This window comes from Bacillus sp. FSL K6-2819 (assembly GCF_038008305.1).
GTDB classification, from domain to species: Bacteria; Bacillota; Bacilli; order Bacillales; family Bacillaceae; genus Bacillus; species Bacillus amyloliquefaciens.
In genome coordinates, this window is sequence record NZ_JBBOYV010000001.1 from 3,321,007 (window position 1) to 3,333,580 (window position 12,574).

12 protein-coding genes are annotated in these 12,574 nt (G+C 50.9%); 2 read left to right on the forward strand and 10 right to left on the reverse strand.

The window, feature by feature from the left end:
• Positions 1–85 precede the first annotated feature (85 nt).
• Positions 86–1,762, forward strand: a complete 1,677-nt coding sequence (gene lutP, locus MHH91_RS17385; RefSeq protein WP_013353678.1) for an L-lactate permease LutP — start codon at positions 86–88, stop codon at positions 1,760–1,762.
• Positions 1,763–1,799: 37 nt separating this feature from the next.
• On the opposite strand, the gene rpoN is transcribed toward lutP, so the two are convergent.
• Complete coding sequence (gene rpoN, locus MHH91_RS17390) at positions 1,800–3,110, reverse strand: RNA polymerase factor sigma-54 (protein ID WP_014471057.1); 1,311 nt, start codon at positions 3,108–3,110, stop codon at positions 1,800–1,802.
• 77 nt (positions 3,111–3,187) lie between these two features.
• On the opposite strand from rpoN, the gene yvfG reads away from it, so the two are divergent.
• Positions 3,188–3,406 carry a protein YvfG gene (gene yvfG / locus MHH91_RS17395; protein ID WP_003151570.1) on the forward strand — a complete coding sequence of 73 codons (219 nt, stop codon included), beginning with the start codon at positions 3,188–3,190 and terminating at the stop codon, positions 3,404–3,406.
• 13 nt (positions 3,407–3,419) lie between these two features.
• Here yvfG and MHH91_RS17400 read toward each other — a convergent pair whose 3' ends face one another.
• The 9 genes from MHH91_RS17400 to MHH91_RS17440 are packed head-to-tail and all read right to left on the reverse strand — an operon-like array spanning position 3,420 to position 12,572.
• Positions 3,420–4,382, reverse strand: a complete 963-nt coding sequence (locus MHH91_RS17400; RefSeq protein ID WP_013353680.1) for a polysaccharide pyruvyl transferase family protein — start codon at positions 4,380–4,382, stop codon at positions 3,420–3,422.
• Positions 4,361–5,533, reverse strand: a complete 1,173-nt coding sequence (locus MHH91_RS17405; RefSeq protein ID WP_013353681.1) for a DegT/DnrJ/EryC1/StrS family aminotransferase — start codon at positions 5,531–5,533, stop codon at positions 4,361–4,363. The genes MHH91_RS17400 and MHH91_RS17405 overlap by 22 nt, the downstream gene beginning before the upstream one ends.
• 4 nt (positions 5,534–5,537) lie before the next feature.
• Positions 5,538–6,185, reverse strand: coding sequence for an acetyltransferase (locus tag MHH91_RS17410; RefSeq protein ID WP_013353682.1), 648 nt, complete (start codon positions 6,183–6,185; stop codon positions 5,538–5,540).
• Positions 6,182–6,790 carry a sugar transferase gene (locus tag MHH91_RS17415; protein ID WP_014471058.1) on the reverse strand — a complete coding sequence of 203 codons (609 nt, stop codon included), beginning with the start codon at positions 6,788–6,790 and terminating at the stop codon, positions 6,182–6,184. The genes MHH91_RS17410 and MHH91_RS17415 overlap by 4 nt, the downstream gene beginning before the upstream one ends.
• A complete protein-coding gene (locus tag MHH91_RS17420) occupies positions 6,787–8,304 on the reverse strand; it encodes an MATE family efflux transporter (protein WP_014471059.1) in 1,518 nt (505 codons plus the stop codon). The genes MHH91_RS17415 and MHH91_RS17420 overlap by 4 nt, the downstream gene beginning before the upstream one ends.
• A complete protein-coding gene (locus MHH91_RS17425; RefSeq protein WP_013353685.1) occupies positions 8,301–9,335 on the reverse strand; it encodes a glycosyltransferase in 1,035 nt (344 codons plus the stop codon). Before MHH91_RS17425 ends, MHH91_RS17420 begins: the two co-directional genes overlap by 4 nt.
• A complete protein-coding gene (locus MHH91_RS17430; RefSeq protein WP_013353686.1) occupies positions 9,332–10,408 on the reverse strand; it encodes a polysaccharide pyruvyl transferase family protein in 1,077 nt (358 codons plus the stop codon). The genes MHH91_RS17425 and MHH91_RS17430 overlap by 4 nt, the downstream gene beginning before the upstream one ends.
• A gap of 4 nt (positions 10,409–10,412) precedes the next feature.
• Positions 10,413–11,450, reverse strand: a complete 1,038-nt coding sequence (locus MHH91_RS17435; RefSeq protein WP_013353687.1) for a glycosyltransferase family 2 protein — start codon at positions 11,448–11,450, stop codon at positions 10,413–10,415.
• Positions 11,451–11,468: 18 nt separating this feature from the next.
• Positions 11,469–12,572, reverse strand: coding sequence for an EpsG family protein (locus tag MHH91_RS17440; protein ID WP_013353688.1), 1,104 nt, complete (start codon positions 12,570–12,572; stop codon positions 11,469–11,471).
• Positions 12,573–12,574: the final 2 nt, after the last annotated feature.

Sequence of the window (12,574 nt, forward strand, 5' to 3'; positions counted from 1 at the left end):
AAATATAATGCTAATTAACCCGGTCATCAGATGACCTTATCATAAAAAGTAATCGTTTACATGTCATAAGGAGGGGTTTTTAGGGATGCAATGGACACAGGGGTATGCTCCTTTAGGGGGAAATTTGCTTTTATCGGCAGCTTGCGCGCTCGTGCCGATTATCTTCTTTTTTTGGGCGCTGGCGGTGAAACGGATGAAGGGGTACATAGCGGGTCTTTTGACATTAGCCGTTTCACTTTTAATCGCTGTATTTGTTTACGGAATGCCGGCGGAAAAAGCGGTGCTGTCCGCTTCGCAGGGAGCGGTGTACGGGCTGCTTCCGATCGGCTGGATTATCATCACGTCCGTCTTTTTGTATAAAATCACCGTGAAAACAGGACAATTTGAGATTATCCGAAGTTCGGTGCTGGCGATTACAGATGACCGCCGTTTACAAGCGCTGCTCATCGCCTTTTCATTCGGAGCGTTTTTAGAAGGCGCCGCCGGTTTCGGCGCTCCCGTCGCGATCTCGGCCGCTTTGCTCGTCGGACTTGGTTTTCAGCCGCTTTATGCGGCGGGGATCTGCCTGATTGCCAATACCGCGCCCGTTGCCTTTGGCGCGATCGGCATTCCGATTACCGCCGTCGAAGGTCCGACCGGAATACCGGCTATGGAAATTTCTCAAATGGTCGGCCGGCAGCTGCCGTTTTTATCCGTATTTATTCCGCTTTATTTAATCATTTTGATGAGCGGATTTAAAAAGGCTTTTGAAGTCTGGCCGGCCATTCTTGTTTCCGGCGTCTCCTTTGCGGCCGTGCAGTACGCAAGCTCAAACTTTTTAGGGCCTGAGCTGCCTGATGTGCTGTCGGCGCTTGTGTCCATGGCCGCGCTCACCGTGTTTTTGAAATTTTGGAAACCGAAAACGGCCTTTCGTTTCGCGGCAGAACGGGAATCAGCCGCAGCCGCTGACGTCACGCCGGCCGTGTACGGGGGGGCTGCGGTTTTTAAAGCATGGTCTCCTTTCCTTCTTCTGACGGCCATGATATCCGTTTGGGGGATTCCCGGCGTGAAGGCCGCCTTGACCGGTCATTACGAAGGAACGTCAATATGGCTTTCCTGGCTGAATGCAGCCGGGAAAGCATTGACCTTCACGCCTCCCGTCCCATTTGTAAATCAGCAGATTCTTCAGGCTGACGGCACGCCGATTGAAGCCGTGTACAAGCTTGAATTTTTCGGTTCAGCGGGCACGGCGATTCTGATTGCGGCCGTCATCTCCAAGTTCGCACTCGGCATGCCGTGGAAGTCATGGGGCGGGGCATTTATAGAAACCATAAAAGAACTAGCGCTTCCGATCGTCACCATCGTATCTGTTGTCGGCTTTGCTTATGTCACGAATGCTTCCGGCATGAGCGCGACACTCGGTCTTGCGCTTGCCATGACTGGCGCGATGTTTACCTTTTTTTCGCCGGTGCTCGGCTGGCTCGGCGTGTTTATTACCGGCTCTGATACGTCGGCCAATTTATTGTTCGGCGGATTGCAAAAGGTGACGGCGCTCTCTGTCGGGATGGATCCGGTTCTCTCTGTCGCCGCCAATTCATCAGGCGGCGTCACCGGAAAGATGATTTCTCCCCAATCCATTGCGGTGGCCTGCGCCGCTGTCGGTCTGGCAGGCAAGGAAGCAGAGCTTTTCCGCTTCACGATTAAGCACAGTCTGTTTTTGCTTTTGCTCGTCTGCCTCATTACATTTTTACAGCATCATCTGTTTTCATGGATGATCCCCTAACAAAGAGAACCTCCCCGGGAATTGGCTCGGGGAGGTTTCAGCTGTATCGTTTTCTCGCCGATGACGGCGGGATATTTAATTGGTCACGGTATTTGGCGACGGTGCGTCTTGAAATTCGGATGTCATATTGTTCAAGCAGCAGGTCGGCAAGCTTTTGGTCTGAAAAAGGTTTCTTTTTGTCTTCTTTACGGACCAATGCTTCCAGGTGTGCTTTTACGGCATAGTTTGAGGCGCTGCCGTCTCCCGATGATTCAGCTTTCGCCGAAAAAAATGTTTTCATATCGTACAGTCCGTACGGCGTCTGCACGTACTTTCCTTTGATGGCCCGGCTGATCGTTGATTCATGGAGCTCCAGCGTTTCCGCCACCTCTCTTAAGGTCAGCGGCTGCATGCCGCTTTTTCCTGTGAGAAAAAAGGATGCCTGCCGTTCAGTCAGGACGCCGATAATTCTCGTGATCGTTTGTTTTCTTTGCGATAAAGCCCGGTTCAGCCAGCGCCATTCCTGATATTTTGCCGACAGATAATCTTTCGTGTCACGGCATCCGGCGGCTGACAGCATCGGCCGATAATGGGCATGAAGCTGGATATCCGGGAACGAACGGCTGTTGAGCCGCGCTTGAATGATGCCGTTTTTCACCGTGATGAAAATATCCGGTTCAACGTAAAAACCCGGTTCCTCATGCGCATAACGGAGCCCCGGCCTCGGGTCAAGCGCGCTGATCATGTCAAAGATGTCCTGAATGTCTTTGAGCGGAATGCCCGTTTGCAATGTAAGCGCTTTCCAGTTCTTTCTTGCAAAAAGCTCAAAATAGGCGCCGGCAATCCATTCCGCCTGTTCGTTCCGCTCGGGCAGACGGCGGAGCTGAAGAAGGATGCATTCCTGCAAAGACCTGGCGCCGATTCCCGCGGGCTCAAGCGATTGAAGCTTTGCCAGAACGGCTTCCGTCTCCTCTAGTGAAGCGGATACATGGTCGGCGGCAGCTTGTATGTCCTCTTTTAAATATCCGTTAGAATCCAAGGAATATATCAGATAATTAAAAATTTTCTTTTCAGCATCGGACAGCTTCATGTCTATGGCCTGCTGTTTGAGCGAATCCTGCAGCGTTTTGCGCGTAAGCCTGATCTGCTGGCTTACGTCCTGTTCTTTCATCCTGTTTTTATTTGTTTTATGGTAAGATAGTGGCGGCGTGTCTGTTTCCTTTCGTTCAATCAGAGGGTTTTCCAGAGAGAGCTCATCAATATACCCGGCCAGTTCCGCGGAATTGTATCCGAGTAAAGTGATGGCCTGTTTAAGCTCTTGAGTCAATTGAGGCTTTAAAATTTGTGTTTGCTGAAGTTTGATATCCATCATGCTCACTCCCCTTTTTTCATTGTACATGATTGGTTTCATACCGTATATACTTATTAAAAGGAGTTGCTTTATAGATGTCAGAACTTTTTTCTGTTCCTTATTTTATTGAAAACTTTACACAGCATATTGAAATGAATCCGAATGAAGACCGAATTCATGCGATGAACAGCTATTACCGCTCCGTCGTCTCAACCCTTGTACAGGATCAGCTGACGAAAAACTCGGTTGTGCTCAAAAGAATTCAGCATTTGGATGAGGCGTATAACAAAGTAAAACGGGGAGAAACAAAATAAACCTTCCGCTCATTCAAAGCGGAAGGTTTTCCTTCGTGCCTGCAGTCTCGATCAGACGGACGTCCGGCGCTTCGTGTGTCCAGGTGTGATAATAGTTGGCGTTTTTCCCGTATGAATTATCAATGACAGTATTCGGTTTCCCAAGAAGCGAGGACAGGATGTGGCCGTGAAGCCTTGACGTTTCCGCCGATTCGTACTTGCTGAAAAACCGGACCGCTTTTTTCGTCAGGAAATCCGAATAGAATTTCCAAAACCGCGCAATCGGCAGCAGGTTTCCCGCTTTTTTATTCAGGACATTCAGCGTCTGGAAAAAAGCGATTCCCCGGCGGTCGCTTGCTGACAGCACATGCTGCCAGTCGCAGCTTTTAACGGAATGATTGTTTTGCAGTTTCGGATTGATTTCCCCGTCAGTGCGGATAAAATGAAGCCTGCCGCGTGACGGAGCCGCTGCCGTCTTGATCGGATACAGCTGATGGGCCATATCAGGCAGAAGTCCGATGTGATTCGCCGAAAAAAAGCGTTTCGCAGTCTCGTGTGACACATGATCTCTCGTAAACAGGTGCAGATCCTTGTGCTCCGCAAAAAGCGCCGCTGTCTTTCGCAGCCGTGTTTCATCCTGATAATAGATGGATTGGGGCAGAATGACGATCCTGTTTTCGGGAAAGGCTTTGACGATTTTTTCTCTGAACGTCTGATAGTACGGATAGAGATCCCCGAAATTCCCGCCTCCCTGACAGACGATGATCGTCTTTTTATCCGCCCTGCGCCCGAACGGAAAATTGTCAGGATTCCAGCGCTGTTTCACGCGGATGCCGTGCGCTTTAAAAAACGCCTCCGTCCCTTTCATAATCAATAAATCCCCTACATTTCCATAGAGGGGATAGTCGGCATAAATGATGTCAGACTGGGGCGGTATGACGCTGAGCAGACCTGTCAGCGTCTCTTTTAATCGGCTCATGACATGGCGGCTGTCCATGTTTTCTCCCCTTTCGTTTCAAACAGTTGTGCTAGTGCGTCAATGACACGCTGCTGCTCTTCAATAGACAAATCAGACCCGGACGGCAGACAAATGCCCCGGCTGAAAAGGTTCTCAGAGACCCGTTCATGATCGCTGTGAGGATAAAAAACGGAAGATGAGAAAAGCGGCTGCGTATGCAGCGGTTTCCACAGCGGACGGGCCTCAATATTTTGTTCGGCAAGACAGGCGACGGCTTCCTCAGGCGTCACGCCGTTATCAAGCGTCAGAGCCGTCAGCCATCGGTTTGAAACCGTTCCTTCAAGCTCCGGCATCATGCGGATGCCCGGATACGTTTCCAGCGCTTCCTTATACCTGTGAAAGATTTCTCTCCTCGCCCGGACGCGTTCTTCGAGCACTTCCAGCTGCGATATACCGACGCCTGCGAGAATGTTGCTGAGCCTGTAGTTATAACCGAGCTCACTGTGCTGGTAATGAACGGCGGCATCTCTCGCCTGTGACGCAAGAAACTTCGCTTTTTCAATAGCTGCTTCATCGTCAGACACGAGCATGCCGCCTCCCGATGTTGTAATGATTTTGTTGCCGTTAAAGGAATAAATGCCGAAACGGCCGAACGTGCCGCTCTGTCTGCCTTTATATGTTGATCCTAAGGACTCGGCTGCGTCTTCAATCAGACAGACTCCGTATGCGTCGCAAAGGCGTAACAATTCATCCATTTTTGCGCTTTGGCCGTAAAGATTGACGGCGATCACCGCTTTCGGGAGCCTGCCGCACCGTTTTGCATCCCGGAGCGCCCGCTCAAGCGCGGCGGGCGACATGTTCCACGTCTCCCATTCCGAATCAATGAAAACGGGCTCTGCCTGCTCATACACAATCGGATTCGCCGTGGCGACAAACGTAAAGGAAGGACAAAATACAGCGTCTCCTTTTTTCACACCCGCAAGCCGCAGGGCAAGATGGATGGCCGCCGTTCCCGAGCTTACGGCCGCCGCGCTTTTCACCCCCGCATATTCCGCGAGCCGCGCTTCAAACGAATTGACGAGCGGACCGAGCGGCGCAATCCAATTGGAACGGAAGGCTTCCGCGATGTATTCCTGTTCTTTTCCGCTCATATGAGGCGGAGACAAATAAATCCGTTTGTTTGTTTGCATGAAATCATCCTTTTTCATTATGAATAGAGGAGATGACGCGGGCCGGAACGCCGACCGCCGTCACATGATCGGGAATCCGGCTGATGACGGCAGCCCCCGCGCCGATAACCGACCAAGGACCGATGTCTGTCCGCGGTATGACAGACGCGCCGATTCCGATGTGCGCTCCTTCCCCGACTTTCACTCCGCCGGCAAGCGCAGCGCGCGGGGAAAGATGGACGTAATCTCCGATTGCATTGTCATGATCGGCAACCGCACCTGTATTGATGATGCAATGCGCGCCGATGTCAGCGCCCGCCTGAATGACGGCGCCCGCCATCACAACCGTTCCGTGTCCGACGGAAGCCGTATCACTGACGATTGCCCCGGGGTGAATGAGAGCGGTGTAATCATCATGTTCAAGCCCAAGCGTTTCAGCGAGCTGCTTTCTTACACCATTGTGACCGATGCATATCGTGAATACGGCTCCCGGGACGAGTTTCCGAAGCATGTGCACGTCTTTCGTTCGGCCCGTATACAAACCGTCCCGAACGGTAAAACCGCTGAATCCGTCGTCCAATATGCCCGCAAGCTCCATATCGGAACGAGCCTTCACGATTTCCTTTACAACTTTTCCGTGTCCGCCGTTTCCGATCAGCACGACCTTTTTCACGATGACATATCTCCGCTGCCTGTGAAGCGCTTTGCCGTCGCATGGCCGGATTGATGTATCCCCTCTGACACGAGAACCTTTTTCACAGTTAACAGCAGTATTTTCAAGTCGAGAAGGAATGTGCGGTTATCGACATACCACACGTCGAGCTTGAATTTTTCTTCCCAGGAAATCGCATTTCTCCCATTAATCTGCGCCCAGCCCGTAATGCCCGGTTTCACCTCATGCCGCCGCGCCTGCTCCGCCGTGTAAAGCGGCAGATAATCCATCAGCAAAGGGCGGGGGCCGACCAGACTGATATCGCCTTTGATCACATTAAAAAGCTGGGGAAGCTCATCGATGCTCAGTTTTCTGATCAGCTTTCCCGCTCTGGTCAGACGCAGATGATCCGGAAGCGGCGCACCGTTTTCGTCACGCGCATCCGTCATCGTCCTGAGTTTATACAAAGTAAACGGACGCCCGTTATACCCGGGTCTCGTCTGTTTAAAGAACACCGGCGACCCGATGGCGAATCTGACGGCGGCCATGGCGAAGAGAAGAATGACACTTGCGCCGCACAATAACAAAATCGCGGCCGTTATATCAAATACACGTTTCGCCTTCAAATCTGAACAGCTCCTTTCACTTTTCGGCATTTCTGTAAAGCAAGCCGCCTTTCTTCCTTCGTACAAATGAAGAAAAAAGCGAATGCGGCATAGCTCACGCATACGGCAAGCCCTGCGGCAATCAGGCCGGTCCAGCTGTCAAGCGGTGAAAACAGCTGGATTCCCCGGCAGACAGCCCAGGCAAATACAGCCGCCGCCAACGGACCGAACATGCCTTTGTAAAACGCGGTTTTCTGAAAGCCGGTAATATGCGAAACATACAGCGGCGTGAAGACGGCATTTTTCAAAATGAGAGAGACAGCTCCGGCAATGGTGATGCCGTACAGGCCGAGATGAGCCGGCCCGCTGAGAACAACGGCCAATAGAACATTCAGTCCGCCTAAGCATAAAGTAACGACGGCGGGCGTTTTTTGTTTATTAAAAGCCGTCCATACGTAAAATAGCGGCATGACAGAGAGACTGACCGCCAAATACGCGGCGTGAATGTATAAAATAGGCGCCGTCTGCACAAACGACGGGCCCAGCCAAATCGACAGAAACGGTTCGGCAAGCCCTCCTAATAAGGCGGCGGGAAGCGCGAGCAGAAGCCCGTTGAGCCGCACGGCCTTATTGGCGTAAGACAGGAGACCTTCCATATCGCCTTTTGAATAGCAGGAAGTCAAAACCGGCGCAAACAGCGAAGCGAGCGTCCCGGCAAGACTTCTAAGCAGAAGCGGAAATTGGATAATCGCCGCATAAATGCCCGCTTCCGACGGCCCCAGCACAAGGTTTGCCGTCATCAGGTCAATCTGCAGAAACAGCAGCACGCCGATCTGGTTGACAGAGCTCCATGCACCGGCCGAAAACAGCACTTTGCTCGTCTGTAATGACAAGGCTTTCCGCCTGAAAGAAAACCACGGAATCAATTTCTTAAAAAAGAAAAACGTCAGCACGGCCGCGCAGACGGCACCGGCTAAAGCCGAGAGCTGGATCTGCCAGATCTTCGGGGGAAGGAACGTAAACAGAGCGAGCACACACAGCACCCTGACCAGCATTTGCACGGCCTGAATGGAGCTTGTGATATAAAGCTTGTTGGCAAAAAACGGCCCCGTCGCGAAACCTGCCATAAAAAACGTCAGCATAAACAGCACACTGCCGATCACGATAGAGAGCCTCACATCCGTTAACAGCCCGGCCGGAACATTCATGATGCGGTCAATAAAAAAAGCCGTCCCGGCGAGCGGCACAGCGAGCAATAGCGAAATCACGACAGACGCGGCTAAATAATTGCTTACATACGCATTGGCCTCATCCCTGTTCCCCCTGTGGGCGGCGACGGAGAAAAACCTCACAACGACAGAGCTCAGCGCAACGGTAATAATAGAGAAATAGTTAATGATATTCTGTGTCAGATGGACAAACCCAAAAGCCTCTACACCTAATGTTTTGACAATAAAGGGGGTCATCCATACTGATAAAAACACCGATAGTAAAAACGCCGTCACATTGGCGCCGAAATTAATGGCAAATTTCATGCTCCTTCCGCACTGCCTTTCTCTTTCGTTTTCCGATCGAAAAATGCATGCAGAAGCAGCGGAAGGCGCATTTTGCACAGACCGAGCACCACACGTTCCCCGGCCAGCAGCTGTTTATGCCGGCACGGCGTGCTGCGCACCGCCGTTTTTACCATGTCATACGTTAAAATTCTGCCGATGTGCGCCGTAATCTCATGTGACGGCTGCGGGGCGGCGCATGCATTGGCGATCAGCATCGGGATCTGATGCTTACACAAATACGTATTGATATCGCTTTGGCAGGCGTCCGTCAGCCCGTTCGCCTCATAAAAAGCCATTTTCGCTTCATATTGCTTTTGCAGTTCGTCATCTAAGTGTGGCTTAAACGGAGTTTCTGTAAGGCTTGTGGGGTTTTCCCGGTAAATATAAAGCCCTTCATCTATCACTTTGACACGTGCTGCATGGCGGAACGCTGCCAAGTTAAACGGAGAGTCCTCGGCAAATCGGATATCTTCATGAAACAGCAGCCCTTGCAATACTTCTCTCCGGTATATATAACGCCATACGTACCAAATAAACCGATGTTCGTGCGCGCAGGTCAGCAGATCAGTCATCTCAGCCGCTGTGAAGACGCGGCCCGGCGGAATGGACGGCGGCATATACGCTCTTTCCTTAGACGGCGTTTCCTTATAATAGCCGCATCCGGCGATATCCAGCCGGTTCTTCTCCGCTTCTTCATAAAGCCGCTCGAACATCGTTTCCGTCACATAGTCATCGCCGTCCACAAAGCCGATATAACGGCCGCGGGCGGCTTTAATTCCGGCATTGCGGGCCGAGCTGAGACCGCCGTTTTCTTGATGAATCACCCGGATTCTCGCATCTTCTGCGGCGAATTGTTCGGCCATCCGGCCGGACTGATCCGGTGAGCCGTCATTGACGAAAATAATTTCGATGTCTCTCAGCATCTGTTTTGTTAAAGATACCGCGCATGCTTTAATAAAAGGCTCTGTCTTATACATCGGGACGATTACGCTTACCAGCGGCGCGTTCATTGGGCATCACCGCTGATTTTCGAGCGCAGCCCGGCAAAATAAACACTGCGCATAGAACCGCCTTCCTCATACTTGCCGCTCAGCAGCCGGTTTACAGCGGCCGTCACGGCTTCAGGCTCCGGACGTTCAAGCAATGTCATGTTCGGTATATGTTTCAGCCATTGAAAGCCTTCCATCACTTTATGGTCAAAAGAACGAATGACGACACAAGGCGTTTTCGTCAGCGCACAAAAAATCATCCCGTGAAGCCTGTCAGTTACGACGGCTTCCGCGCCTTTCAGTGTATTCCACAGCGCCTCCAGCTCTTCTTCCCGTGTATGGCGGCTGACTCTCCGGCCGACCGTCGTGGTAAAGGAATGCAGCTCTCCGTATTCTTCAGCCAAAGCTTCTTTTACCATCGTTCTTTCCTCAGCGGTCAGCGCGCTCTCCCGGTCCTCACGTAAGCAGAGGTAGATCCCTTCCCGCGGGAGGCGCCGTTCGCTTTTATCCAAATATAAGACCATGTCAGGCTGTTTGAGCACTGTTTTTCCGGGAAAATGACGCTTCATCCATTGATACGTCGTCTCGTCTCTTGCCATTAACAAAAGGTCGGGATGCGCATTATACACTTTTTGGGCGCGTTTCAGTTCCTTCCGCCCCTTTTTTGAATCAGAAAAGTGAGCCGTCGCCGGAAGCTGAACGATCCGATACTGATGGAATGTTTTTATAATAAAACGGCGCGTCCATTCCTCATAACGGTACAAATCACCCATGTTCCCGCCGCCGATGATGAATACCATATCATCGGGGTGGCGTTTTTTGATCAGCGCTTTTGCGGATCTGTATATATCCTTCATATCCACCTCAATGATGTCAAAATCGGGATACTCCCGTTCAAGAAACGTTTTGCTTGCGTAGGCGATGGCGTGATCGCCGAGATTATCGTGGGACGGAAGCAGCGTCAGAATGATCTTTTTTCTTGCCGCTGTATGCCCCGCCCCGTCCGCTGCCGTTCCGAAATGAAATTGAGACGGGTATTTCACCTTAAGCAAAAGCCATTCCGCGAGATTGATTTTTAAAGATTGTATCGACATGTCTTCACCCTCTGATTTTCATTTTGTACTCGATTGCCCGCTGATACGCGGCTGATGCCAGCGATACGAACGGAATCAGCTTCAGCTTCGCCAAAAGCAGAAGGCATGAGCGTTTAGCGTCAAACGGCGCCGTTCCTGTTTTGGAAAGACTCAGGCGGAACACGGGATCAGCGCATATCCGGCTGATATTCTGCCATTTCTCAGAAAAACGTCCGCCGTTATTCCGCTTCCATTCATTAAGCAGGCAGACTGTTCCGTGCTGGACGATAAAAAAGTCCAGCTCCTGCCGGTATTCCTGTAAGCAGCCGTTTTCACGCAAAAAAGCCTCGTTCAGCCGATAGAGAACCAGACCTGAGTCAAACAGCTTTTTCTGATAGCTTTGCACAATGGAAGTCAAGTGAATCCGATAATGATAGAGCGGCTGATCCACGTACGAGACCGCATCCGCGAATACATGCGCACGGAGGCTGAAGTACTGATCCTCCACGTGTTCCAGCTCATCACGAAGCGGAAAGCGCAGCCGATGATGTTCGATCATGGTTCTGTTGTACAGCTTGTTCCATGAAAATCCGCTGACTCTTCCCTCAAATAAATCTTTCAGGTAGAGTTGTTTCGGACGGCCCTCATACGCTGAAGCGATCGTTGATACGACAGTTTTCCCCGTATCCGCAAATTCAGCCGCATATTCGCAAATGACGAGATCAGCCTGATCAGCCTTCGCTTTTTCATACATGCGCAGGCAATAATCCGGTTCAACCCAGTCGTCCGCATCAATAAAAGCGATAAATTCGCCGCGCGCCGCCTCAATGCCCTTGTTGCGGACCGCGCCGAGCCCCCGGTTTTTCTGATGAATGACCCGTATTCTCTCATCCCGCTTTTGATAGGTTTCAAGAATGGCCGGGCTTTGATCCGTTGACCCGTCATTGACGGCGATAATTTCGATATTGGCGAGCGACTGATTGAGCAATGAATCTAAACATTTTTCTAAATAGGTTTCCGTATTATACACAGCAATTAATAAACTGACCGCGGGTGTTTCCATATAAACCTCCAGTATCCATTACCGGGAAAAAATCGTTCTGTACGGAAGCACAGACGAATCGACCGGCATAAGCAAATAGCTGTAAAGAAAATAACAGACAATAATGGCGATATAAATCAGGGCATTCGATTTTTCATCAAAAATCCTCACAAAATAAGGGATCAGGATCATTTGGTACAGGCCGAAATATATATTAAACCGGGCAAAAATAACATCCTTTGTCGCCAGCAGACCGAACAGCAGGCCGAGCAGACAGAAATTCACGATGACATCAATGCCAGGCCAGAGCTTCCGCAGCCGCTCCCGGTAGCAGAAAGCCAAAAACAGCGGCAGAAGCAGCACCGCGATTTTTACGACGTTCATCCCGTTCGTATTGGTCATCAGCCATTTCTCATAATGGCCGTACGAGCTGTTCTCCAGCACGACGACAAACAGCGAAATGAACTTCTGATACAGAAACGTCATGAGAAGAAACAAGGCCGACAGCCCGAAAATCGCGGGCGACCAGGCTCTTCTTCTGACGATAAAATAAACCGGAATCATGATCAGGGCCGAGGAATGAAAGAGCGAGCACAACAGCACGATCAAAAAATAGCGCTTCCAGCTTCCGCTGATCACGTAGCGGACGGCCCAAAACAGCACGGCCGCCACCATATACTGCCTGATGCCGTTAAAAGAAGCGTAATAATGATACGTGCCTAAAAACAAAAACACACTCAGCTCAAACGGACGGCCGAACTCGGCGAGCCCTTTTAAAATAAAGCTGCACGTCACGACCGCAACGGTGAAATACATGATTTGCGGATCTTTCGTGATAAAATTCATGAGCCAGATGAGAGCGGTAAACCCCGGATCAACAGCGGCTTTTTTCGCTCCGAACCCGAAAATCTCCCATATACTGCCGTAATTGCCCGCCAGTTTGTACATCAGCGCGTACGTCTGAAAATCCGTTCCGACTCTGTAGCGTAACCCGGAGACCAATACCAGCGATAGCAGCGGAACCAGCATGACGAGCTGATTCGGGCGGTACCCGGTCGAAAGCGATTGATCACGCCCGCCGCACATTTTCGCGAACCATGACCAAATATAAACAATTCCCATATTGACTACATATACAATCATTC

Coding starts and splice junctions, on each gene's coding strand:
- MHH91_RS17425 (WP_013353685.1), bottom strand. CDS start 9,335: ATGAACGCGCCGCTGGTAAGCGTAATCGTCCCGATGTATAAGACAGAG.
- yvfG (WP_003151570.1), top strand. CDS start 3,188: ATGTCAGAACTTTTTTCTGTTCCTTATTTTATTGAAAACTTTACACAG.
- rpoN (WP_014471057.1), bottom strand. CDS start 3,110: ATGGATATCAAACTTCAGCAAACACAAATTTTAAAGCCTCAATTGACT.
- MHH91_RS17430 (WP_013353686.1), bottom strand. CDS start 10,408: ATGTCGATACAATCTTTAAAAATCAATCTCGCGGAATGGCTTTTGCTT.
- MHH91_RS17435 (WP_013353687.1), bottom strand. CDS start 11,450: ATGGAAACACCCGCGGTCAGTTTATTAATTGCTGTGTATAATACGGAA.
- MHH91_RS17420 (WP_014471059.1), bottom strand. CDS start 8,304: ATGAAATTTGCCATTAATTTCGGCGCCAATGTGACGGCGTTTTTACTA.
- MHH91_RS17400 (WP_013353680.1), bottom strand. CDS start 4,382: ATGGACAGCCGCCATGTCATGAGCCGATTAAAAGAGACGCTGACAGGT.
- lutP (WP_013353678.1), top strand. CDS start 86: ATGCAATGGACACAGGGGTATGCTCCTTTAGGGGGAAATTTGCTTTTA.
- MHH91_RS17405 (WP_013353681.1), bottom strand. CDS start 5,533: ATGCAAACAAACAAACGGATTTATTTGTCTCCGCCTCATATGAGCGGA.
- MHH91_RS17440 (WP_013353688.1), bottom strand. CDS start 12,572: ATGATTGTATATGTAGTCAATATGGGAATTGTTTATATTTGGTCATGG.